A 19,654-nucleotide genomic window follows, 5' to 3' on the forward strand; every position below is an offset into this window, starting at 1 on the left:
GGAGTCACATGAACGAATCGCGTAGGAACTCGACGGCGTTCTTCTTCCTGGGCGTGCTCGGTCTCCTGACCGGGATCGTCTTCTGGGCCACGTCGGGAAGGGCCTCGGCGACGGTCACCTTCGCCTGCTCGGCCGTGGTGTTCGCCACGGCGTGGTTCTTCGAACGGACCTCACGGCGCGACGACGGGGACCGGAACGGACAGGACGGACAGGACGGGCGGCACGGACCGGACGGACCGGGCCGGACCTCCTGACGCGGGAACCCGGCGGGTGGGCCCGGCACTTCGTGTGCCGGACCCACCCGCCGTTCCCATAGCACAACAATCGGTGTCGATACGGCAGATCCGCCGGACCTCCCCCTCTTCGACCCGGCGACTGCGACAATCCCGCCCATGGACGAGAACACCGGCGGAAACATGAAGATCTCGGAGCACATCGAGGCACTGGAGACGGCCGGCCGGGCCCTGGCGGACGCCGCCGCCGAGGCCGGGCCGGACGCGAACGTACCGACCTGTCCGGAGTGGCGGGTCCGTGATCTGCTCCGGCACGTGGCGATGGTGCACCGCTGGGCCACGGACCTCGTGGTCGAGCGGCGCACCGCGTACCACCCCGGCGCGGGTGAACCGGAACTGGACGGCGACGAACTGCTCACGTACTACCGGGAGGGGCACGCGGCCCTGGTGGCGGCCCTCCGGAGGGCCCCGGAGACGCTGGACTGCTGGACCTTCCTGCCCGCTCCCTCACCGCTCGCCTTCTGGGCGCGGCGCCAGGCCCACGAGACGGCCGTGCACCGCGCGGACGCCGAGTCGGCGCTCCCGGGCGGGCCCGGTCCGGTGGCCCCGGACCTGGCCGCCGACGGCGTCGACGAACTGCTGCGGGCCTTCCACGGCGGGGACGGCGGCAGCAGACTGCGGACGCCCGAGCCGAGGATCCTGCGGCTGCGGACGACGGACACGGGTGACGTCTGGACCGTGCACCTGTCGGCGGCGGAGCCGCCGCACACGGACCGGGGACACCGGGCGACCGGTGCGGGAACGGTCCTTCCCGCACCGGACACGGAGCTGAGCGGTCCGGTGGACCGGCTGTACCTGACCCTCTGGAACCGGCTCCCGGTCTCTGCGGTCACCCTGACCGGCGACGAGGAACTGGCCCGGCTCTGGCGGGAGGGGTCCGCCATCACCTGGTCCTGACGGGCCGGTGGGGGCGTGGGGCCGCCGGGGCGACGAGCCGCCGACGGTCCCGGGCCCCTCGGGCCCGCTCGGGCCCGTAGACCGGCCCGAGGACGGAGGAGGAGGCCCTGCCGGGGGCCGTCGCACCCGGTCGGGCCGCCTCCTCCTGACCCCGCCGGGCAGGCCCACGGCGTCGGTGCGGGGCGGGACGGGGCGCGGGAGCGGCCGGGTACGTCCTCGCGCCCGGCCGTTCCGGCGACACCACGAGGTGCCGCGCCCGGCACCGTGGGCCGGGCGGGGTCCGGCAGGTCCCGGGGCCGTACGCCGGGCAGGCCCCCTCGGCCGGGGTCGGCCGGGGTCGGGCAGGTCCGGCCGGGGTCGGCCCGGGATGGCCCGGCGACCCGTTCAGGCCCCCGGGGCGTCCCAGAGACCGTCGAGGGTGCCGAGCACGAGGCGGCAGACCGCTTCGGGGTCCGCGCTCGCGAGGGGCTCGCGGGCCACGACCGTGCGCAGGATGCCGATGCCGAGCAGCCAGGCCATCGCCAGGTCGGCGCGGAGCGCGGCGTCCTCGGCGCCGGACAGGGACGCCAGGGCGCTCTGGTACTTCTCCCCCAGCTCGCGCAGCGCCCCGGCCGTCTCCTCGCCCCTGCCGAGGGAGCGGAGGTAGACCTCCAGGGAACGGTCCTCGGTGCCGCCCGCGTCACGCGTCAGCATCGAGCGGAGGGCCGTCTCGAAGAGCTCCTCGGGGGGCGTGGCCCGGATCTGTTCGAGGCCGCCCCGCGCGACGACCTCCGTCAGCAGCCCCTGCTTGGAGCCGAAGTAGCGGAACAGCAGGGCCTGGTTGACCCCGGCCCGCTCGGCTATGTCCCGCACCTTGGCGCCTTCGTAGCCGTGCTCGGCGAACAGGTCACGGGCCGCGTCGAGGAGCCTGCGGCGGGTGCCGGCCGCGTCCCTGCGCCGCTCGGCGCCCGTCGGCCGTCCGGCACCCGGGTCACCGGAAGCCTTCGGCCCGTCGTCGGCGCGGGCCTCCGCTACGGCACGGGTACGGGCGGATCGATCCATGACGGTCCTCTCAGACGGCCCGTCAGGATAACGGCCATAAACGGTCGTTGACCGCACCGATCTCCGGTCCTAGCGTTGTAAGCACGTGCTTACAACTGGGAGGCCCTAGTGACGACAGCCGACACCGCACCCCTCGCCTACCCCTTCAACACCGCCGACGGGCTGACGCTCGCCGAGGAGTACGAGCGGGTGCGCGAGCAGCCCGGCCTGTTACGCGTCCAGCTCCCCTTCGGTGAACCGGCCTGGCTCGCCACGCGGTACGCGGACGCCCGGCTCGTCCTCGGTGACCAGCGCTTCAGCCGGGCCATGGGGGTCGGCCGGGACGAGCCCCGCCAGTCGGAGGGCAGCAACGACAGCGGCATCCTGAGCATGGATCCGCCGGACCACACCCGGCTGCGGTCCCTGGTGGCCAAGGCGTTCACCGTCCGCCAGGTGGAGAGGCTCCGCCCCCAGGTGCGGGAGCTCGCGGCGGGACTCCTGGACGAACTGGAGGCGGCGGGGCCCCCGGCCGACCTCGTGGACCTGTACGCGCTGCCGATCCCGGTCGCGGTGATCTGCCAGATGCTCGGCGTCCCCACCGAGGACCGCCCGCGCTTCCGGGTGTGGAGCGACGCGGCGCTCTCCACGAGTTCGCTGACGGCCGCCGAGTTCGAGGCGAACCGCGAGGAACTGCGCGCCTACATGGCCGGGCTGATCGCGGGACACCGCGAGGACCCCCGGGACGACCTGATGACCGCCCTCATCGAGGCCCGCGACGGCCGGGACCGGCTGTCCGAGCTCGAACTGGTCGACCTCTGCGTCGGCATCCTGGTCGCCGGACACGAGACGACCGCGTCGCAGATCCCGAACTTCACCCTCACCCTCCTCGACCATCCCGACCAGCTCGAACTGCTGCGGAGGAAGCCCGAGCTGATCGGCGCGGCCGTCGAGGAGCTGCTGCGGTTCGTCCCCCTGGGCAGCGGCGCGAGCCAGGCCCGGTACGCCACGGAGGACATCGAGGTCGGCGGCACGCTCGTACGGGCCGGGGAGCCCGTCCTCGTCGCGACGGGAGCCGCGAACCGTGACGCGCTCCGCTTCAGCGGCCCCGGGACGCTGGACATCGCGCGCGAGGGCAACCAGCACCTCGGTTTCGGCCACGGCGTCCACCACTGCCTCGGCGCGCCGCTGGCCCGGCTCGAACTCCAGGAGGCCCTGGTGGCGCTGATCACCCGCTTCCCCCGGCTCCGGCTGGCGGGGGACATCACCTGGAAGTCCGAGATGCTGGTGCGCGGCCCGCGCGTCATGCCGATCGGCTGGTGACGGCGGTGCCCTGGAACGTACGCGTCGATCCCGGCCTCTGCATGGCGTCCGGCATGTGCGCGGCGATCGCGCCCGAGGTGTTCGCCCTGGACGGGGAGCACGCACGGCCCCTCGCCGGGGCCGTCGCCCCGGACGACCGGGTCCTGGAGGCCGCCGACGTCTGCCCGGCCCAGGCCATCACGGTCCATGACGGTGCCTCGGTGATCGCCCCGCGCCCCTGAGACGTGCCGTGGACGGCCGCGTCACGACGACCGGCGGACGGACCGCGCCCGCCACGGACGGCGCGTCCTCCGCGGCTCGGTTCCGCGGCTCGGTCCTCCGCAGGTCGCGTCCTCCACGGACCGCTTCGTCCACGGACCGCTCCACGGGTCGCTCAGAGGTGGCCGTCCAGGAACTCCCGTACCTCGGCGGTGGTCATGGGGCCCGTGCCGTGGGCCACCGGCGCCCCGTCCTTCAGCAGGACGCAGGACGGGGCGCCGGTGATCCCGTACCGCTCGGTCGCGGCCGGGCAGCGCGTGATGTCGGTGCGGACGGCCGTCAGACGGCCCGCGTACTCGTCGGCGATGCCGCCCATGACGAGGTCCGCCGCCCGGCACGGCTCGATCGCCTTCGGCCATGTCCCGGTGAAGTACGCGAGGACCGGGACTCCGCTCGCCCTGAGGATGAAATCGAACTCCGCGTCCTCGCGCGGCTGGTGAACCCGCTTCGCCATGGAAGCTCCTGACCTCGTGTTCCGTCGTTCCGCCCCCATCATCCCCCGCGCCGCACCGGCCGCCCGAGAGCGTCCGGCTCCGGCGGTACCGCCCTGTGACCCGGATCACCTCCCCGGGAAAACCTGAGGTCCCCGCCGGGCGTCTAGCAGGTGTGAAACGAGTGAGGGCGGCGGCGCCGCAGGAACTGGACGAGGAGGGGCTCCTCCGACGGGTGGCCCGGGGCGACCGGGCCGCCTTCGAGGAGCTGTACCGGCGCACGTCTCCGTGGCTGGCGGTGCGGCTGCGCCGCCGCTGCGCCGACCAGCAGATCGTCGCCGAGGTCATGCAGGAGACGTATCTGGCGGTGTGGCGGGCGGCGGGCTCCTTCGCCGGGAGCGGCACCGGGGGAACGGCCGTCGGCTGGCTGTGGACGATCGCGGCCCGCCGCCTCGTCGACGCGTTCCGGCGCAGGGCCCACCACGCGGAGCCGCCACCGGCCGCCGCGCCGCACCCCGTGGCGCCCGCCGCCGAGGAGGAGGCGCTGCTGTCCACCGTCGGCGGTGACGTCGGGGACGCGCTGCGGCGCCTCGCCCCGGAGCTACGGGACGTCCTGCAGGCCATGGTGCTGGACGGGCTGTCCGTCAGGGAGACCGCCGTTCTGCTGGCACTGCCCGAGGGGACGGTCAAGACCCGCGCCCGCCGGGCCCGGATCGTGATGCGGGAGGCGCTGGGATGAACGTGGAACACGCGTCGGCACGGCTCATCGAGGGATACGCGCACGGCGGGGCGGACCTCGTCGCGGACGAGGTGTGGGCCCTGGAGGCCCATCTGGAGGGGTGCGGCGTCTGCCGCGACCGGCTGTCGGCCGCCCTGACGGCCGGGGTGCCCGCCGTGACGGCGCTGACCGCCGCCGTCTGGTCCGGTCTCGAACCGCTGCTGGCGACGACCGCCCCGGCTCCGCCGCGCCGGCTCCGCGCGCGCCTCTCGACCTGGGCGACGCCCGCCATGACGCCGTGGCTGGCCATGGTCCTGGCCGTGACGGCACTGGCCCTGGTGATGGACCTGGCGGGACCTGGCTCCGGCCGGGTCTCCCTGCTCCTGCTGCTCGCCCCCGTCCTGCCCGTGTGCGGCGTGGCGGCCTCGTGGTCGCGCGGCCTGGACCCGGCGTACGAGCTGACGTCCGGCACGCCGAGGGCGGGGCTGCACCTGGTGCTGCGGCGCACCGCCTCCGTACTCGCCGTGGTCGTCCCCGCCCTGCTGGCCGGAGGCTGGGCGACGGGCGTGTCGGCCGTGCAGTGGCTGCTGCCCTGCCTGGCCTTCACCTCGATGACCCTGGCGCTCGGCGGGCTCATCGGGACGGTCCGCGCCGCCGTCGCCCTGGTGACCGCGTGGGTCGCCGTGCTGGTACCGGTCCTCGTCACCGACAGCGTGGCCCTCGTCCTGAGGACGGACACCCTGCCGCTGTGGGGGCTGGCCCTCGCGCTCGGCGTCGGCGTGGTGATCGCCCGCAGGGGCGCGTACACCGTGCCGGGAGCCCACCGGTGAACTCCCGGGAGAACCCGGAACCCCCGCAGTCCTACGAATCCCCCGAATCCCCGGAGCGCCCGGAAATCCCTCCGACCTCCATGACCCCATCACTCCATGACCCCGAGACCACCTGAGATTCCCGGGAGATTCCCCCGGTTCACCCGAGATCTCCGACATGTCCGAGATCTCCAGGGCCCCGGGACCCCCCGGGACCCCCGCAAGAAGAGGAAGCGCATGATGCCCGCAGTGAGCAGGGCCGACATCGCCCCCACGGCCTACGCCTGGGAGATCCGGGCGACCGGGCTGAAGGTGAAGGTCGGCAGGAACCGGATGGCCGTCGACGGGCTCGATCTGTTCCTGGGGACCGGCGTGCACGGTCTCCTCGGCCCCAACGGGGCGGGCAAGACCACCCTCATCCGGGCGCTGGCCACCGTGCTGCGCCCCGCCGGGGGCACCCTGGAACTGCTCGGGGAGTCCGCGGGCGGGCTGGGCGAGTACCGGGCGCTGCGCCGCCGGATCGGCTATCTGCCGCAGGAGTTCGGCTACTACAAGCGGTTCACCGTGCGTGAGTTCGTCGAGTACATGGCCTGGCTGAAGGAGGTGCCGGGACCGGACATCCCGGCGGCGGTGCAGCGCGCCGTGGAGCGGGTCGGCCTGGCCGACCGCGCCGACGAGCGGATGAAGTCCCTGTCGGGCGGGATGGTACGGCGGGCCGGCATCGCCCAGGCCATCGTCAACGACCCGTCGGTCCTGCTCCTCGACGAGCCGACGGTCGGCCTGGACCCGGCGCAGCGGCTGCGCTTCCGCGAACTGCTCCAGGAACTGGGCGGGGACGCCTGTGTGGTCGTCTCCACCCATCTGGTGGAGGACGTGGCCGCCGCCTGCACCGATGTGGTGCTCTTCGCCGAGGGGCGGCTGGTCTTCCAGGGCACCCCGGACGAGCTGGCCGCCGCGGGCGGTCCGGAACACGTGGGCGACAGCCCCCTGGAGCGCGGCTACTCGGCGCTGCTGGCCGACCCCGTACAGACGAAGGGTGCCTGGTGAACCTCCGTATCCCGCTCATCGAGCTGAGGCGTTCCGTCGCCGTGTGGGCCGGGGCCGTCGTCCTGGTGGCCGCGCTCGCGTTCCTGCACCTCGTCCCCGGACCGTGGGCACAGGGCAGCACGCTCTGGACGGCCCAGTGGACCTCCATGGCCCTGTGGACCCGGCACCTGCTGATCTTCCTGTGGCCGATCGCGGTGGGGCTCGGGGCGCTCCAGGGGCTGCGCGACCACCGCTCGAAGATGTCCGAACTGCTGACCAGCACCCCTCGGCCCGCCCGGCACCGCGCGGCCCTCCTGGCGGGCACGACGGCCTTCGCGCTGGTCTCGGCCTTCGCGCTGCTCGTCCTCGTGGGCGCGGTGCGGGTCCTCGCCGGAGACGCCTCCTACACCCATCCGGGCTGGCTGCCCATCTCCCTGGTGGCGGCGCTCGCGCTGGCCGCCGGCGCGGCCCTGGGCATGGGGACCGCCCGGACCCTGCCCTCCGTCCTCACACCGCCCGTGCTGGCCGTGAGCGCCTTCCTCTTCGTCAACTTCCTCCGCCAGGTCCAGAGTTCGGACCACGTGCTGCCGACGTCCGCCGCGCCGAACCCCCTCTCGCTGCTGTCGCCCCCGGTGGCGGACGTGCGCGACACCCTGCTCACGCTCTCCTTCCCCGTCCACCTCGGGCAGACGCTCTGGCTGCTCGGCATGGCCGGTACGGGCCTGGCTCTGCTGGCCGCCGCCCGCCCGCGCACCCGGCTGCTGGCCCTCGTCCCCCTGCTGGCGGGCGGGGCCCTCGCCCTGCTCGTGCTCCCGGCCGACCCCCGCGACACCCATGTCGTCGACCGGGCCGCGGCGGCGCAGGTGTGCGACGGGCCGGTGTGCGTGACGGCCGCCCGGGAGGCGCGCCTCGGTACTCTGGCGGGCCCCGGCGGGGAGGCGCTGCGGCTGCTGCGCGACTCCCTGGGCGACCGGGCGCCCGTCGCGGTCCGCGAGACCACCGTGCCCCGGGCGATCGGCGGCACACCGGAGCGTCCGCGCGACTCCGTACTCGTCGACTTCGGCGACCGGACGATCGGCGAGGCCGAGGGCGAGCGGCTGACCCGGGCCCTGGTCGGTCAGGGCCTGGTCCCGCTGTGCCGCCCCCGCAGCACCGTCGAGAGCGGCACCCATGAGGAGGCCGCCGCCCAGGCCGTCGTGACCGCCTGGGTCTTCGGGGAGGAGCCGCGCCCGCTCGACGGGACCATGTTCACGGCGAAGGACCAGGAGGACCTGACCCGCCCGGTGTGGAAGAGGTTCGCCGTGCTGCCCCGGGACGAGCAGCGGCGCCGGATCGTCGCCGCGCACGCCGCCGCGGTCTCCTGCTCGGGCGACCCGCTCGCGCTGCTGAACGGCGGTGGGGCCCGGTGAGGCCGCTGACGCTGTACGCGCGCTCGCGGCAGGCGCCCGCCTCGTTCGCCGCCGTGCTGACCGGCGCGGTCGCGGTCGTGGTGCTCGCCCGGCTCGGCGGCGGAGGGCTGGACGATCCACGGCTCGCCACGCTCGTCCTCGTCCTGGGTATGACGGCGGTCTCGGTCGGACTCGGCGGGCAGGACCTCGCGCTGGACCGGACGGCCGCGATCCGCTGGATGCCCCGGAGGGCGGCGCACCTGCTGCTCTGCGGGGCGTTCGTCGGCGGGGTGCTGCTGGCGGCGCAGGCGCTGAGCGGGCAGCCGGTCTCCTTCTCCTTCGTGGCGCGCAACAGCGCGGGGCTGCTGGGGCTCGTCGCCGCCGGGACGGCCTGGGGCGGGGCCGCGTACGCGTGGCTCCCGCCGTTCGCCTGGCTGTCGGTCTCCCTCGTCGCCCCGCCCTCGGCGGGCACGGTCTCGCAGGTCCTGGGCTGGATGCTGCGGGAGCCGGGCGCGCAGGCCGCCACCTGGACGGCCGTCGTCCTGGCCGTCGTCGGCACCACGGTCTACGTCGTCGGGGGCCCGAGGCGTTAGGCGGGGGCCGGGCTCCGGCGCGGGCCCGGGGCGCACCCGGAGGGCGTCGGGGCCGCGCGTGGGACGCTGTCGGGATGGACGTTTTCACGGACCGGATGGACGACGCGTGGGAGTGGTGGGCCGCCGCCGTCGAGGAAGCGCAGGAGGGGCGCTGGGTCCGTGACGCCGTGGAACGGCAGGTGATGGCGGACGTCATGGCCGCGACCAACGCCCTGCACGGCGGCCGTACGGCTCCGTTCACCGAGGACGGATGGCACGTACGGATCGGGCGGATCGCCAACTGGGCGGGGGTGCTCCGGCTCGCCGCGCGGGCGGGAGGCTGGGAGCTCCGGCCCGTCGTCGGACACCGCCCCGGGCGTCCCGCGGGCATGGCCGAACTGCTGTCCGCCGTCTACGCGATCGGCGAGCAGGGCGAAAGATGGATGACCCTGCTCCTCCGGGAGGGCCGGGTGCCTCCGGAGAAGGAGATCGCCCGAGCGGAGGCCTTCCTGACCGGGCCGGGGTCCGTGGAGGACCTCGAACTCTTCTTCTACGACGACTGAGGGACGTCCCGCGTGGGTCCTGTGGCCTCTGTGGTCTCTGTAGGCCTCGCGTGCCCGTAAGCCTTACGTGCCCTGTAGACCTCGCACTCATCGTGAGCCTCGCGGACCTCGCAGGTCTCATGGGCCTCGCGCTCCTCACCGACCGTGCGGACCTCGGCGCCCGTGCCGATCTCGGCACCGTAGGCGGGCGCTCGACCGTCCGCACGGTCCCGCCGTAGCCCGTGTCCCACGCCGCCGGTCCCGCAGGGGCGGCCAGGTCCTGCCCCACCCGCGCGGCGCCCGGCACAGCACCTCGCCGCGCCGCCGGAACGGCCACGTACGGCCACGTACGGCCACGTACCGGCCAAGCACGGCCACGTACCGGCCAAGCACTCCGGTCATGGGGTCGCCGTCCCCGTCCAGCAGGTCGTCGTCCCCGTCATGAAGTCGCCGCCCGGTCGAACAGCTCCCGGTGGAGGCGCAACCCCCGGCGGGTTCGGACGTCTACCGGTTACGAAGGGCGCCCCTGGGATTCCCGGGGCGCCGGAGCATGACCGAGGACGAGGAGACACCATCGTGGGACAGGTCTCACGCGCGCTGGCCGCAGGCCTGGCGGTCGTGGCGCTGGCGGCGGGTGCGCCGGCGTACGCGCAGCCACCCGGCACGTCCATACCCGGGGCGCCCGCGGGAGCCTCCGGGGAGCGGCTGCCGGAGGGCTGGCGGCTCGGGGCCGGGGAGTTGGTGTGGAGCGCGCCCGAGCCCGTGGGCGTGGGCGGCGCCCTGATCGAGTTCCGCTCGGGGAAGCGGACCCTGGGCGTCCCGCAGGCCTCCCCCGACCAGCGCACCTTCCGGCTCCCCCTCGACGGGGTGGAGCTCGGGCCGGTGGGCGAACTCCAGGTGGTGGCCGGTACGCGGCGGCTGGACGCCGCGGGGGCCGGTCGTGCTCCCGGCGAGCGGCGCCTGTCGGCCGCGACGACGCCCCCGGCCCCGTACCCGGCGAACCCGGTCGATCCCGGTGTCGCCGGAAAGTACCGCACCACCAGCGGCGAGTACGCCCTGGAGCCGGTGCGCCTGCCGGGCTACGCCGAACCGGTGGAGATGCGCGCCACGGTCGTCGGCCCCACGGACGCGCCGGGCAGGCGACCGCTCGCGGTCTTCCTCCACGGGCGCGGCGCCACCTGCTACCAGCCCGGCAACGACGTCCCCACGCTGCACTGGCCCTGCAAGCCCGGCTACCAGGAGGTACCGAGCCACCGCGGCCATCTGCACGACCAGCGGCTGCTGGCCTCCCAGGGCTATGTGACGGTCTCCCTCTCCGCGAACGGCATCAGCTCGCAGGACAACCGCGCGGCCGACCTCGGGGCGCAGGCCCGCTCCTCCCTGATACGGCAGCACCTCGCCCGCTGGGCGGAATGGGGTACGGACCCGGGGAAGGCCCCCGGTCCGGTGCGGGCGACGAAGCCCGTGGACCTGTCGAAGGTCCTCCTGGTCGGCCATTCCCGGGGCGGCGAGGGGGTCAACCGGGCCGCCCTGGACAGCGTGTCCCCGCCGCCGCCCGCCGAGGACGGCTACCGGGGACCGGTGAGCTGGCGGATCCGCGGAACCGTCATGATCGGCCCCACCAACTTCGGCCAGAACCCCACGCCCGACGTGCCCTCCCTGACGATCCTGCCGGGCTGCGACGGAGACGTGAACGACCTCCAGGGCCAGATCTACGTCGACGGCACCCGGGGCGTCAGCAAGGGCGCCGCGCTGCACAGCGCGGTCTACGTGGTCGGCGCCAACCACAACTTCTTCAACAGCCAGTGGACGCCCGGCCAGGCCGACGGTCCGGCCTTCGACGACGCCCCCGGTGACACGGACCCGGTCTGCTCGACCCGGTCCGCGACACGGCTGACCGCCGGACAGCAGCGGGCGGCGGGCAGCACCTACATCGCCGCCGCCGCGCGGCTCTTCCTCGCGGGCGACGACCGGGTCCGCCCGCTGCTCGACGGCTCCGGTCTGCGCGCGCCCTCGGCGGACCCCGCCCGGGTGCTGACCCACGCCGTCGGCGGCGCCCGCACCCCGGCGATCGATGCCGACGCCCCGCTCACGGTCACGAACGGACGCGTGTGCGACCAGACCGCGACGAGCGGCGACCGGGCCTGCCTTCCGGCGGACTCGGGCCCCGGCCGGTCACCGCACTTCGCGTCGTGGAGGGCCGCCGAGAGCGAGCCGGGCCGCAACGCCGTCACGGCCCGCTGGACCGGGCCGGGCACCCCGGTCCGGCTGACGCCGGAGCGCGCCTTCTCGCTGGCGGGCTCCGACGCGCTCGCCCTGCGGGTGATCGTGCCGCCGAACACCCGGGACACCCCGCTCGACGTCGCCGTCACCGACACCGCCGGCAGGCGGGTGACGCTCGGTCAGGTCACCGTGGACGGCCTTCCCGGCTCCGACATGACGGCCTCGCACTGGGCGCGCGAGGTCCGGGTCCCGCTGAAGGCGGCCGTCGCGGCGGGCGTCGACCTGGAGCGGACGCGCTCGCTGGAACTCGTCCCGCGCGGCGGCCCCGGCGAGCTGTGGCTGATGGACGCCTGGGGCTGGCGCCCCGGCACCCCCGCGGTGCGCCCCGTCCCGCTCCCGCGCATCGACATCGGGCGGCTGACGGTCCAGGAGGGCGACTCCGGCACCCGTACCTACCAGGTGCCCGTCCGCGTCACCGGCAAGGGCGTCGGCACGGTCAAGCTCGCCGTCCTGGACCCGAAGACGTATGTGTCCACGGTCCGCACGGTGGCGGTGGAGGCGGGCCGCTCCACCGTGGACGTGTCCTTCACGGTCGAGGGTGACTCCCGCTACGACATCGACCGCGACCATCAGGTCGCGGTCAAGGCCGTGCGGGGCGTGGCCGTCGGCAGCGCCTCCGGTGGTGTGCTCGCCAAGAACGACGATCCGCTGCCCACGATCACCGTGACGCCGGTCGCCGACGCGGTCACCGAGGGCCGGAAGCTCGTCTGGAAGGTGGAGCTCTCCCAGCCCGCCGAGGTCGCCGTCGAGACGCGGTGGGACCTGCTGCCGGTGGACGCGGGGGCGGCGGAGCTGTCCACGAAGGACGTCGACGCGGAGTGGCTCTCCGGGATCGGCGACGTCCCCGACCCGGAACGGCCGCTGTCCGCGAACGGCTCCTCCCTGTGGGTCCAGGTCCCCGAGGGGAAGACGAGCACCGAGGTGTCCGTGCCGACCGTCACCGACGCGCTGACGGAGCCGGAGGAGTCCCTGCGGATGCGGGTGAAGATCTACCAGGAGGAGGGCGAGTGGCCGGACGGCCCGCTCCTCACGGGCCGGGTCACCGACGCGCCCCTGCGCTGACGCCCGCGCCCCTCGCGGAAGGTGCCCGAGCGCACCGTCCGGCCGATGGCACCGGTCCCCGCCCCGGGGACCGGTGCCATCGGCACGACCTGCCCCCGGTGGCTCCTTCCCCCCGGCGCGGGGCCGCGTCCCGCGCCGGTCACGCGGGCTCCGACGAGAGGGGGGCCGCGATGTCCTCCAGGGAGCGGCGTTCCGCGTCCACCGCGAGGAAGACCGCCACCAGGCCTCCGACGCACATCAGGGCGGCGCCGATGCAGAAGGCGAGGACGGTGTCACCGACGTCGCCCGAGCCCGTGAGGTCGGCGAAGACCAGCGGTCCGCTGATGCCTCCGGCCGCCGTGCCGAGGGCGTAGAAGAAGGCGATGGCCATCGCCCGGGTCTCCATCGGGAAGATCTCCGACACCGTCAGATAGGCGCTGGAGGCGCCGGTCGAGGCGAAGAAGAGCACCACGCACCAGCAGACGGTCAGGGTGGTGGCGGTGAGGGAGCCCCGGCCGAAGAGCCAGGCCGTCACGAAGAGCAGCAGGCCGGAGAGGAGGTACGTCGAGGAGATCATGATCCGGCGGCCGACGGTGTCGAAGAGCTTGCCGAGCAGCAGCGGTCCGACGAAGTTCCCGGCGGCGATGACGGCGAAGTAGTAGCCGGTGCTGCCGGTGGGGACCCCGTAGAAGGTGGAGAGGATGACGCCGAATCCGAAGGTGATCGCGTTGTACAGGAACGCCTGGCCGATGAAGAGCGTCAGCCCGAGCACCGCGCGGCGCGGGTAGCGGGCGAAGACGGTCCTGGCGATGACGCCGAAGCCGAGGTTCCCGCGCTGGTGGACGGTGATCCGTCCGGCGGGTTCCGGGAGGCTCCGGCCCTTCTCCTTCTCGATCTCCTCCTCTACGGCGCCGACGAGTCTCTCCGCCTCCTCCGCGCGCCCGTGGATGAGCTGCCAGCGCGGGCTCTCCGGTACGTGCCGCCGGACGAGGAGGATGACCAGGCCCAGGACGACGCCGAGGGCGAAGCTGAGCCGCCAGCCGACGTCGAGGGGAAAGACGTCGGTGTCCAGCATGACGATCGACAGCAGGGCCCCGCCGATGGCGCCGAGCCAGTAACTGCCGTTGATGACGAGATCGACCCGGCCCCGGTGGTACGAGGGGATCAGTTCGTCGATGGCGGAGTTGATGGCCGCGTACTCGCCGCCGATGCCGAAGCCGGTGAGGAAGCGGAAGAGGAAGAACCACCAGGACTCGGTCGACAGCGCGGTCATGGCGGTCGCCGCGAGATAGACGGCCAGGGTGACCATGAACAGCTTCTTGCGGCCGTACCGGTCGGTGAGCCGTCCGAAGAACAGCGCGCCGGAACAGGCTCCGGCCACGTAGAGCGCCGCGGCGGTGCCGGTGACCTGGGCGGCGGTGATGTCGAGACCGCTGCCCTCCTCCGCGAGCCGCCCGGCGACGTTGCCGACGATGGTGACTTCGAGGCCGTCGAGGATCCAGACGGTGCCGAGGCCGATCACGATCATCCAGTGCCAGCGGGACCACGGCAGCCGGTCGAGACGGGCGGGTACGGCGGTGGTGAACGTGCCCCGGCCGCCACCGGTCGCGGAGCCGCTCCCGTCGGATGCGGGGGCGGGACCCGGGCGGCGGTCCGGATCCGGTGACACCGGCGTCGTCATGCGCGCTCTCCCCGTGGAGGTGGTCCGGAGGGCCCCACCTTGCGCCCGCGGCCGCCGCCCCACGACCCGGAGGACTCCGGCGGGGTACGGGTCCACCCGTACGGGCCCCTCCCCCGTTCCCCCGCCGGGCGGGGCCCGAGGGAGCGGCGGGCGGGGCCCCGCGCCGTTTCAGGAGCCGGCCGTCGGGCCCGGGCCCGCCCCGTCGAGCACGAGGGTCACGAGGTGTGCGGCGAGGTCCTCGTCGAGCGGGGCGCCGCTGATGAGCGCGCGGGTGAACAGGGCGCCGCTGACGGCCTCGATGACGAGGCCCGGATCGGTGCCCGGCGCGAGTTCGCCGCGCTCGACGCCCCGGCGGACCATGACGGCCCCCCGTTCGAGGCGCTCGGTCCAGTACGAGAGGCGGTGGTCGGGGAAGGTGTCGTCGCGTTCGGCGCTCAGCCGGAGCAGGGCCTCGCCCTGCGCCGTCGCGAGCAGCCGCGCCAGCGAGCCGAAGTACGCGACGAGGTCGTCCCGGACGTGCCCGGTGTCCGGCACGGGCGTCGCCGTGTCGAGCTGTTCGGCCAGCGCCTCCAGGATCAGGTTCTCCCTGGTCCCCCATCTCCGGTAGACGGAGGTCTCGTGGACCCCGGCGGCACGGGCGACGGCACCGACGGTGGTCCCGGCGAGGCCGTGCTCGGTGAGGACGTCGACGGTGGCGGCGAGGACGGCGGAGCGCATACGGGCCCCGCGGCGGCGCAGCGGCGGAGGGGTCTGGTCGGGCGAGGACATGGCTCATCGTAACGCAGGGGAACTTGCTTTATCGCGCCGCTCGGCATACTTTCATTGCAAGGCGACTTGCGTTAGGGGCCCGCAGCCCCCGGTCGCCGCCGCGATCAGGAGGTCACGTCATGAAGCAGATGCTCGCCGCCCGACTGCACATCCCCACCCGCACGCTGCGGATCGAGGAGGTGCCGAAGCCCGCGCCCGGCCCCGGCCAGGTCATGGTGAAGGTGGAGGCCGCCGGTGTCTGCCTGTCGGACGCCCACCTCATCGACGGCACCCTCACCCCGCTGTTCCTGCGCGACGACACGGTGACCCTCGGGCACGAGGTGTCCGGCACCATCGCGGAGACCGGCCCCGGGGTCACCCGCTGGACTCCCGGCCAGCGGGTCGTGCTCTACTCGGGCGAGGTCCGCGACGGCGTCGCGTACACCCGGGGCGTCGACTACGACGGCGGCTGGGCCGAGTACGCCCTCTCCGCCGAGGACGCCCTCATCGAACTCCCCGCTTCGATCCCCTTCGACCAGGGCGCGATCATCCCGGACGCCGTCTCCACCCCCTGGGGAGCGATCACCGACACGGGCGCCGTGAAGCCCGCCGAGGCCGTCGGCGTCTGGGGCGTCGGTGGACTCGGCGTCCACGCCGTCCAGCTGCTGCGGGCCGTCGGCGCGTACCCCGTCGTCGCCGTCGACCCCAACCCCACCGCCCGGGAGCGCGCCCTCGCGCAGGGCGCCGACCTGGCGCTCGACTCCGCCGACCCGGAGCTCGCCGAGCGGATCGGCCGGGCCACCGGCGGGGCCGGACTCGCCGCCGCCTTCGACTTCGCCGGGGTGCCGGCCGTCCGCGAGCAGGCCCTCACGGTGCTCGCCCCCAAGGGCAGGCTGGTCCTGGTGGGCCTCACCGACAAGCCGCTGGCCATCGCCGACGGCACCCGCTTCAGCTACCTCCAGCAGCGCGTCCTCGGCCACTACGGCTCCGACATGCCGGTCGCGCTCCCGCAGCTGCTGGCCCTGGTCCAGGGCGGGCGGCTGGACTTCTCCGGGTCCATCAGCGGCGAACTGCCGCTCGCGGAGGCCGCCGAGGCGGTCCGGCGCCTGGAGAACAAGACCGGCGACCCGATCCGTCTGATCCTGCGCCCCTGACCGGGCCCCCACTCAGGGAGCACGGGCACCGAGGGCCGGGGGCGTCAGCCCCGCAGGCGCCGGGGCCCGTCCATCGGCTCCTGGTCCATGTCCGCCACGCCAGCCGCGCCCGGACCCCGGGGCGTCAGCCCGGCGGGGTGGCCACCCGTGCTCCCGGCGGAGCGGACGGGCCGGTACGGGAGCACGCCGCCGGAGGCCCGGGACGGGACGGCGGGGGACGGGTGCGGGCGTGGGTGGGGGCGCGGGTGGGGGCGCGGGTGGGGGCGCGGCTGTCGGAGCGTCAGCCGCGCGGCAGCAGGCCCACGTCCTGGCCCAGGCGGCGGGCGGCGGTGGCGAAGAAGGTGTCGCGGTCTTCGACGACCCGGTGGAACTGACCGAAGACCTCGAAGGAGATGAGGCCGAAGAGCTGCGACCAGGCGGCGACGAGGGCCACGGCGAGCGCCGGGGGGAGGTCGGGGGCGATGTCGGCGGCGAGGCGGGCGGCCTCGGGCCGGAGGGCCTCGGGGAGCGGCGGGAGCGCGACGCCCTCGCCCTCCTGGGCGCGGCGGGCGATGCCGACGAGGGCGAGGCCGACGCGGGCGGCGGGCACGACGGTGTCCTGGGGGGCCGTGTAGCCGGGGACCGGGGAGCCGTAGATCAGGGCGTACTCGTGCGGATGGGCGAGGGCCCAGCTCCGGACGGCACGGCAGACGGCGGTCCAGCGGTCCAGGGGCCGCTGGGCGGTGGTCTCGGCGAGGGCCAGTTCGGCGGCGGCGCCGACGGCGTCGTAGGCGTCGACGATGAGGGCCGTGAGGAGGTCGTCGCGGCTCGGGAAGTAGCGGTAGAGCGCGGAGGACACCATGCCGAGCTCGCGGGCGACGGCCCGCAGGGACAGTTTCGCGGCGCCTTCGGCGGCGAGCTGGGCGCGCGCCTCGTCCTTGATGGCGGCGGTGATCTCGATACGGGCGCGGGCGCGGGCTCCTCGGACGGTCGTCATGGAGAGCAGTGTAACCACTTTCAGAGCACCGATACGAAACGAGAGCAGTGCTCTTGAATGTGGACGGCGGAAGGTGCACACTGATCTCAAGCGAGAGCAGTGCTCACGGTTTATGCCTCGCGATGCCCCAGGTCACCCGGCCCCCGGCCCACCCTGTGGCCGCCCCGCCCCGACACCCCAGGAGGACGACATGCCCGCCCACTCCCCCCAGCCCACCGGCCCCAGCTCCGGTTCCGGCTCCAGCACAGGCTCGGCCTCCGGCTCCACCACCGCCGCCGCCCACGTCATGAAGCCCGGCTGGTTCACCGTCCACGTCCTCAACCGCGCGGTCGCCTGGGCCACCCGCCGGGGCGTCAGCGTCTGGGGCTCCCGTGTGCTGGCGGTCCGTGGCCGCAAGAGCGGTGAGTGGCGCCGCACCCCCGTCAATCTGCTCACGGTGGACGGAACCCGCTACCTCGTGGCCCCCCGGGGACACGTCCAGTGGACCCACAACATGCGGGCGGCGGGCGGCGGACAGCTGATCCTCGGCAAGCACGTGCAGGAGTTCACCGCCGTCGAGGTCGCCGACGACGACAAGCCCGTCCTGCTGCGCGCCTACCTCAAGCGCTGGAAGGCCGAGGTCGGCGTCTTCTTCGGCGGGGTCGGCCCCGACTCCTCCGACGGGGAGCTGCGCGCCGTCGCCCCCAAGCACCCCGTCTTCCGCGTCACGCCGACGGGCCCCACCACTCCGGCGGCATGAGCCGTCCGGCGCGGTGGAGCCCGTACGCCCCACTCGTCCCACTGTCGTCCTGCCGTCGTTCCGGGACCCCGGTACTGCCGGTGGGTCTCAGATGCCGGGTGGGTCTCAGACCGACCCCGGTGCCTCCGGCGTGCCCTGGCCCTTCACGGCCCCGTCGTCCGGGCCCCCGGCCCGCACGCCCTCGGTCCCCGGCTCTTCTCCCCGCACGGCTTCGTCCGCCGCGTCCCCGGTCTCCTGCGCCGCGCGTTCCCGCTGGCTGACGCCCCGGCCCGCGGGGCCCACGCCCGACGAGGTGTCCATCCGCTTGTCGAGCATCTCGATCGCCCGCCGGGCCATGCCGTTCGAACGGACCATGCCGCCGAGCGTCGCCGAACCCCGGGTGATGTCCGCGAAGGCGTTCCACGCGGGCCGCAGACCCGTGATCGCCGCGTGCAGCAGTCCCGGCCGCCGCTCGAAGACGGCGAGCATCCGGCGGCCGACCGCCATCTCGACACCGAGGCCCGCCTTGATGGCGAAGGCGTAGTTCAGTGCCTGGCGGCGCGCGTCCACCGCGTCGTTCGCCTCGGCGACCCGGACCGCCCACTCACCGGCGAGCCGGCCCGAGCGGAGCGCGTACGAGATGCCCTCGCGCGTCCACGGCTCCAGCAGACCGGCCGCGTCGCCGCAGACCAGGACCCGGCCACGGGAGAGCGGCGAGTCGTCGGTGCGGCAGCGCGTCAGATGGCCGGAGGAGAGGGCGGGCTCGAAGCCTGACAGGCCGAGCCGGGCGACGAAGTCCTCCATGTACCGCTTGGTCGCGGCGCCCTCGCCGCGCGCCGAGATGACGCCGACGGTGAGCGTGTCGCCCTTGGGGAAGACCCAGCCGTAGCTGCCGGGCATCGGACCCCAGTCGATGAGGACCCGGCCCTTCCAGTCCTCGGCCACCGACGGGGGCACCGGGATCTCCGCCTCCAGGCCCAGGTCGACCTGCCCGAGCTTCACCCCCACATGAGCGCCTATCCGGCTGGCGCTGCCGTCGGCCCCGACGACCGCGCGCGCGAGGACGGTCTCGCCGTCGGCGAGGACCACGGCGACCGTGCGCCGGTCCGGCACCGCCGGGCCGTGCTGCTCCACCCGGCTCACGGTCGCGCCGGTGCGCAGCTCGGCACCGGCCTTCTGGGCGTGCTCCACCAACTGGGCGTCGAACTCGGGCCGGTTGATGAGACCGAAGAGCATCCGGCGCGAGCGGCGGGTGCGGGCGAAGCGTCCGTCGAGGGAGAAGGTGACGGCGTGCACCCGGTCCTGGAGGGGCAGTTCGAAGCCGGGCGGCAGGGAGTCGCGGGAGGGGCCGATGATGCCGCCGCCGCAGGTCTTGTAGCGGGGCAGCTCCGACTTCTCCAGGAGCAGGACGCGGCGGCCCGCGACCGCCGCGGCGTAGGCGGCGGAGGCTCCGGCCGGTCCGGCGCCGACGACCACGACGTCCCACACGTCGGCGGGCTCGTCGCCCGCCGGGTCCGACGGGGCGTCACCCGGGGCCGTCGCGGGGACCGGGACGTCGGCCGGGTCCCCGGCGAGCGGCGCGTCCGTGCCCCCGTCCCCGTCCCGGTCCACGTCTCCGTCCGGGACCGTGCCCGGGTCCGTGTCCCCCGACGCCCGCGCACCGACGCCGTCAGGAGCCGCGCCGCCGGGCGCGGTGTGTTCCGGGCCGGTGTGCTCTGCGGTGTGCTCCGGACCGGCGTTCTCTGTGTGCTCGCTGCTCACGATGTGCTTCTGCTCCTGA

General features: G+C 74.5%; 20 protein-coding genes. 14 read left to right on the forward strand and 6 right to left on the reverse strand.

Annotated elements, in window-relative coordinates:
* The first annotated feature begins 8 nt into the window (after positions 1-8).
* Both ACFXGN_RS16885 and ACFXGN_RS16890 read left to right on the forward strand, forming a co-directional pair.
* Positions 9-254 carry a hypothetical protein gene (locus ACFXGN_RS16885; protein ID WP_384859285.1) on the forward strand — a complete coding sequence of 82 codons (246 nt, stop codon included), beginning with the start codon at positions 9-11 and terminating at the stop codon, positions 252-254.
* A 162-nt stretch (positions 255-416) separates the two neighbouring features.
* Positions 417-1,190: a maleylpyruvate isomerase family mycothiol-dependent enzyme gene (locus ACFXGN_RS16890; protein ID WP_384859786.1), complete on the forward strand. Its 774-nt coding sequence runs from the start codon at positions 417-419 to the stop codon at positions 1,188-1,190.
* A 384-nt stretch (positions 1,191-1,574) separates the two neighbouring features.
* On the opposite strand, the gene ACFXGN_RS16895 is transcribed toward ACFXGN_RS16890, so the two are convergent.
* A complete protein-coding gene (locus ACFXGN_RS16895) occupies positions 1,575-2,231 on the reverse strand; it encodes a TetR/AcrR family transcriptional regulator (RefSeq protein ID WP_384859288.1) in 657 nt (218 codons plus the stop codon).
* Between the two features lie 108 nt (positions 2,232-2,339).
* On the opposite strand from ACFXGN_RS16895, the gene ACFXGN_RS16900 reads away from it, so the two are divergent.
* Both ACFXGN_RS16900 and ACFXGN_RS16905 read left to right on the forward strand, forming a co-directional pair.
* On the forward strand, positions 2,340-3,530 hold the full coding sequence (locus ACFXGN_RS16900) for a cytochrome P450 (RefSeq protein WP_384859290.1): 1,191 nt from the start codon (positions 2,340-2,342) through the stop codon (positions 3,528-3,530).
* Positions 3,531-3,535: 5 nt separating this feature from the next.
* Positions 3,536-3,751 (forward strand): ferredoxin, encoded by a 216-nt coding sequence (locus ACFXGN_RS16905; protein WP_384859293.1) that lies wholly within the window; start codon positions 3,536-3,538, stop codon positions 3,749-3,751.
* 152 nt (positions 3,752-3,903) lie between these two features.
* Here ACFXGN_RS16905 and ACFXGN_RS16910 read toward each other — a convergent pair whose 3' ends face one another.
* On the reverse strand, positions 3,904-4,242 hold the full coding sequence (locus tag ACFXGN_RS16910) for a thioredoxin family protein (protein ID WP_384859295.1): 339 nt from the start codon (positions 4,240-4,242) through the stop codon (positions 3,904-3,906).
* Positions 4,243-4,454: 212 nt separating this feature from the next.
* Between ACFXGN_RS16910 and ACFXGN_RS16915 the strand changes: the two genes are divergently transcribed.
* From ACFXGN_RS16915 to ACFXGN_RS16950, 8 genes are all read left to right on the forward strand, one after another.
* Positions 4,455-4,958 carry an RNA polymerase sigma factor gene (locus ACFXGN_RS16915; RefSeq protein ID WP_384859789.1) on the forward strand — a complete coding sequence of 168 codons (504 nt, stop codon included), beginning with the start codon at positions 4,455-4,457 and terminating at the stop codon, positions 4,956-4,958.
* Positions 4,955-5,767, forward strand: coding sequence for a zf-HC2 domain-containing protein (locus ACFXGN_RS16920; RefSeq protein WP_384859297.1), 813 nt, complete (start codon positions 4,955-4,957; stop codon positions 5,765-5,767). Before ACFXGN_RS16915 ends, ACFXGN_RS16920 begins: the two co-directional genes overlap by 4 nt.
* 216 nt (positions 5,768-5,983) lie before the next feature.
* The gene (locus ACFXGN_RS16925; protein WP_384859300.1) at positions 5,984-6,793 is read left to right on the forward strand and encodes an ABC transporter ATP-binding protein; all 810 of its coding nucleotides are present in this window, start codon (positions 5,984-5,986) and stop codon (positions 6,791-6,793) included.
* Positions 6,790-8,181 (forward strand): hypothetical protein, encoded by a 1,392-nt coding sequence (locus ACFXGN_RS16930; protein ID WP_384859302.1) that lies wholly within the window; start codon positions 6,790-6,792, stop codon positions 8,179-8,181. Before ACFXGN_RS16925 ends, ACFXGN_RS16930 begins: the two co-directional genes overlap by 4 nt.
* Complete coding sequence (locus tag ACFXGN_RS16935) at positions 8,178-8,753, forward strand: hypothetical protein (protein WP_384859304.1); 576 nt, start codon at positions 8,178-8,180, stop codon at positions 8,751-8,753. Before ACFXGN_RS16930 ends, ACFXGN_RS16935 begins: the two co-directional genes overlap by 4 nt.
* Before the next feature lie 74 nt (positions 8,754-8,827).
* On the forward strand, positions 8,828-9,295 hold the full coding sequence (locus ACFXGN_RS16940; protein WP_384859306.1) for a hypothetical protein: 468 nt from the start codon (positions 8,828-8,830) through the stop codon (positions 9,293-9,295).
* Positions 9,296-9,387: 92 nt separating this feature from the next.
* The gene (locus ACFXGN_RS16945; RefSeq protein WP_384859308.1) at positions 9,388-9,513 is read left to right on the forward strand and encodes a hypothetical protein; all 126 of its coding nucleotides are present in this window, start codon (positions 9,388-9,390) and stop codon (positions 9,511-9,513) included.
* Positions 9,514-9,850: 337 nt separating this feature from the next.
* Positions 9,851-12,619, forward strand: coding sequence for a hypothetical protein (locus ACFXGN_RS16950; RefSeq protein ID WP_384859310.1), 2,769 nt, complete (start codon positions 9,851-9,853; stop codon positions 12,617-12,619).
* 139 nt (positions 12,620-12,758) lie between these two features.
* On the opposite strand, the gene ACFXGN_RS16955 is transcribed toward ACFXGN_RS16950, so the two are convergent.
* Positions 12,759-14,279: an MFS transporter gene (locus ACFXGN_RS16955; protein WP_384859313.1), complete on the reverse strand. Its 1,521-nt coding sequence runs from the start codon at positions 14,277-14,279 to the stop codon at positions 12,759-12,761.
* A gap of 168 nt (positions 14,280-14,447) precedes the next feature.
* Complete coding sequence (locus ACFXGN_RS16960; RefSeq protein WP_384859315.1) at positions 14,448-15,047, reverse strand: TetR/AcrR family transcriptional regulator; 600 nt, start codon at positions 15,045-15,047, stop codon at positions 14,448-14,450.
* Positions 15,048-15,166: 119 nt separating this feature from the next.
* Between ACFXGN_RS16960 and ACFXGN_RS16965 the strand changes: the two genes are divergently transcribed.
* Positions 15,167-16,180, forward strand: a complete 1,014-nt coding sequence (locus ACFXGN_RS16965; protein ID WP_384859318.1) for a zinc-binding dehydrogenase — start codon at positions 15,167-15,169, stop codon at positions 16,178-16,180.
* Between the two features lie 280 nt (positions 16,181-16,460).
* On the opposite strand, the gene ACFXGN_RS16970 is transcribed toward ACFXGN_RS16965, so the two are convergent.
* Positions 16,461-17,156, reverse strand: a complete 696-nt coding sequence (locus ACFXGN_RS16970; RefSeq protein WP_384859321.1) for a TetR/AcrR family transcriptional regulator — start codon at positions 17,154-17,156, stop codon at positions 16,461-16,463.
* A gap of 286 nt (positions 17,157-17,442) precedes the next feature.
* Here ACFXGN_RS16970 and ACFXGN_RS16975 point away from each other — a divergent pair, with 286 nt between their 5' ends.
* Entirely contained in the window at positions 17,443-17,895 is a 453-nt protein-coding gene (locus tag ACFXGN_RS16975) for a nitroreductase family deazaflavin-dependent oxidoreductase (protein ID WP_384859792.1), read from the forward strand.
* 105 nt (positions 17,896-18,000) lie between these two features.
* Here the strand turns inward: ACFXGN_RS16975 and ACFXGN_RS16980 are convergent, their stop codons facing one another.
* The gene (locus ACFXGN_RS16980) at positions 18,001-19,362 is read right to left on the reverse strand and encodes a geranylgeranyl reductase family protein (RefSeq protein WP_384859794.1); all 1,362 of its coding nucleotides are present in this window, start codon (positions 19,360-19,362) and stop codon (positions 18,001-18,003) included.
* Positions 19,363-19,654 lie beyond the last annotated feature (292 nt).

This window comes from Streptomyces sp. NPDC059247, assembly GCF_042754005.1.
In the GTDB taxonomy this organism is placed as follows: Bacteria; Actinomycetota; Actinomycetes; order Streptomycetales; family Streptomycetaceae; genus Streptomyces.

Excerpts from the sequence above, each read along its gene's own strand:
- ACFXGN_RS16955 (WP_384859313.1), bottom strand. The coding sequence starts at position 14,279 with ATGACGACGCCGGTGTCACCGGATCCGGACCGCCGCCCGGGTCCCGCC.
- ACFXGN_RS16920 (WP_384859297.1), top strand. The coding sequence starts at position 4,955 with ATGAACGTGGAACACGCGTCGGCACGGCTCATCGAGGGATACGCGCAC.
- ACFXGN_RS16885 (WP_384859285.1), top strand. The coding sequence starts at position 9 with ATGAACGAATCGCGTAGGAACTCGACGGCGTTCTTCTTCCTGGGCGTG.
- ACFXGN_RS16975 (WP_384859792.1), top strand. The coding sequence starts at position 17,443 with ATGAAGCCCGGCTGGTTCACCGTCCACGTCCTCAACCGCGCGGTCGCC.
- ACFXGN_RS16970 (WP_384859321.1), bottom strand. The coding sequence starts at position 17,156 with ATGACGACCGTCCGAGGAGCCCGCGCCCGCGCCCGTATCGAGATCACC.
- ACFXGN_RS16925 (WP_384859300.1), top strand. The coding sequence starts at position 5,984 with ATGATGCCCGCAGTGAGCAGGGCCGACATCGCCCCCACGGCCTACGCC.
- ACFXGN_RS16895 (WP_384859288.1), bottom strand. The coding sequence starts at position 2,231 with ATGGATCGATCCGCCCGTACCCGTGCCGTAGCGGAGGCCCGCGCCGAC.
- ACFXGN_RS16890 (WP_384859786.1), top strand. The coding sequence starts at position 417 with ATGAAGATCTCGGAGCACATCGAGGCACTGGAGACGGCCGGCCGGGCC.
- ACFXGN_RS16940 (WP_384859306.1), top strand. The coding sequence starts at position 8,828 with ATGGACGTTTTCACGGACCGGATGGACGACGCGTGGGAGTGGTGGGCC.
- ACFXGN_RS16910 (WP_384859295.1), bottom strand. The coding sequence starts at position 4,242 with ATGGCGAAGCGGGTTCACCAGCCGCGCGAGGACGCGGAGTTCGATTTC.
- ACFXGN_RS16960 (WP_384859315.1), bottom strand. The coding sequence starts at position 15,047 with ATGTCCTCGCCCGACCAGACCCCTCCGCCGCTGCGCCGCCGCGGGGCC.
- ACFXGN_RS16965 (WP_384859318.1), top strand. The coding sequence starts at position 15,167 with ATGAAGCAGATGCTCGCCGCCCGACTGCACATCCCCACCCGCACGCTG.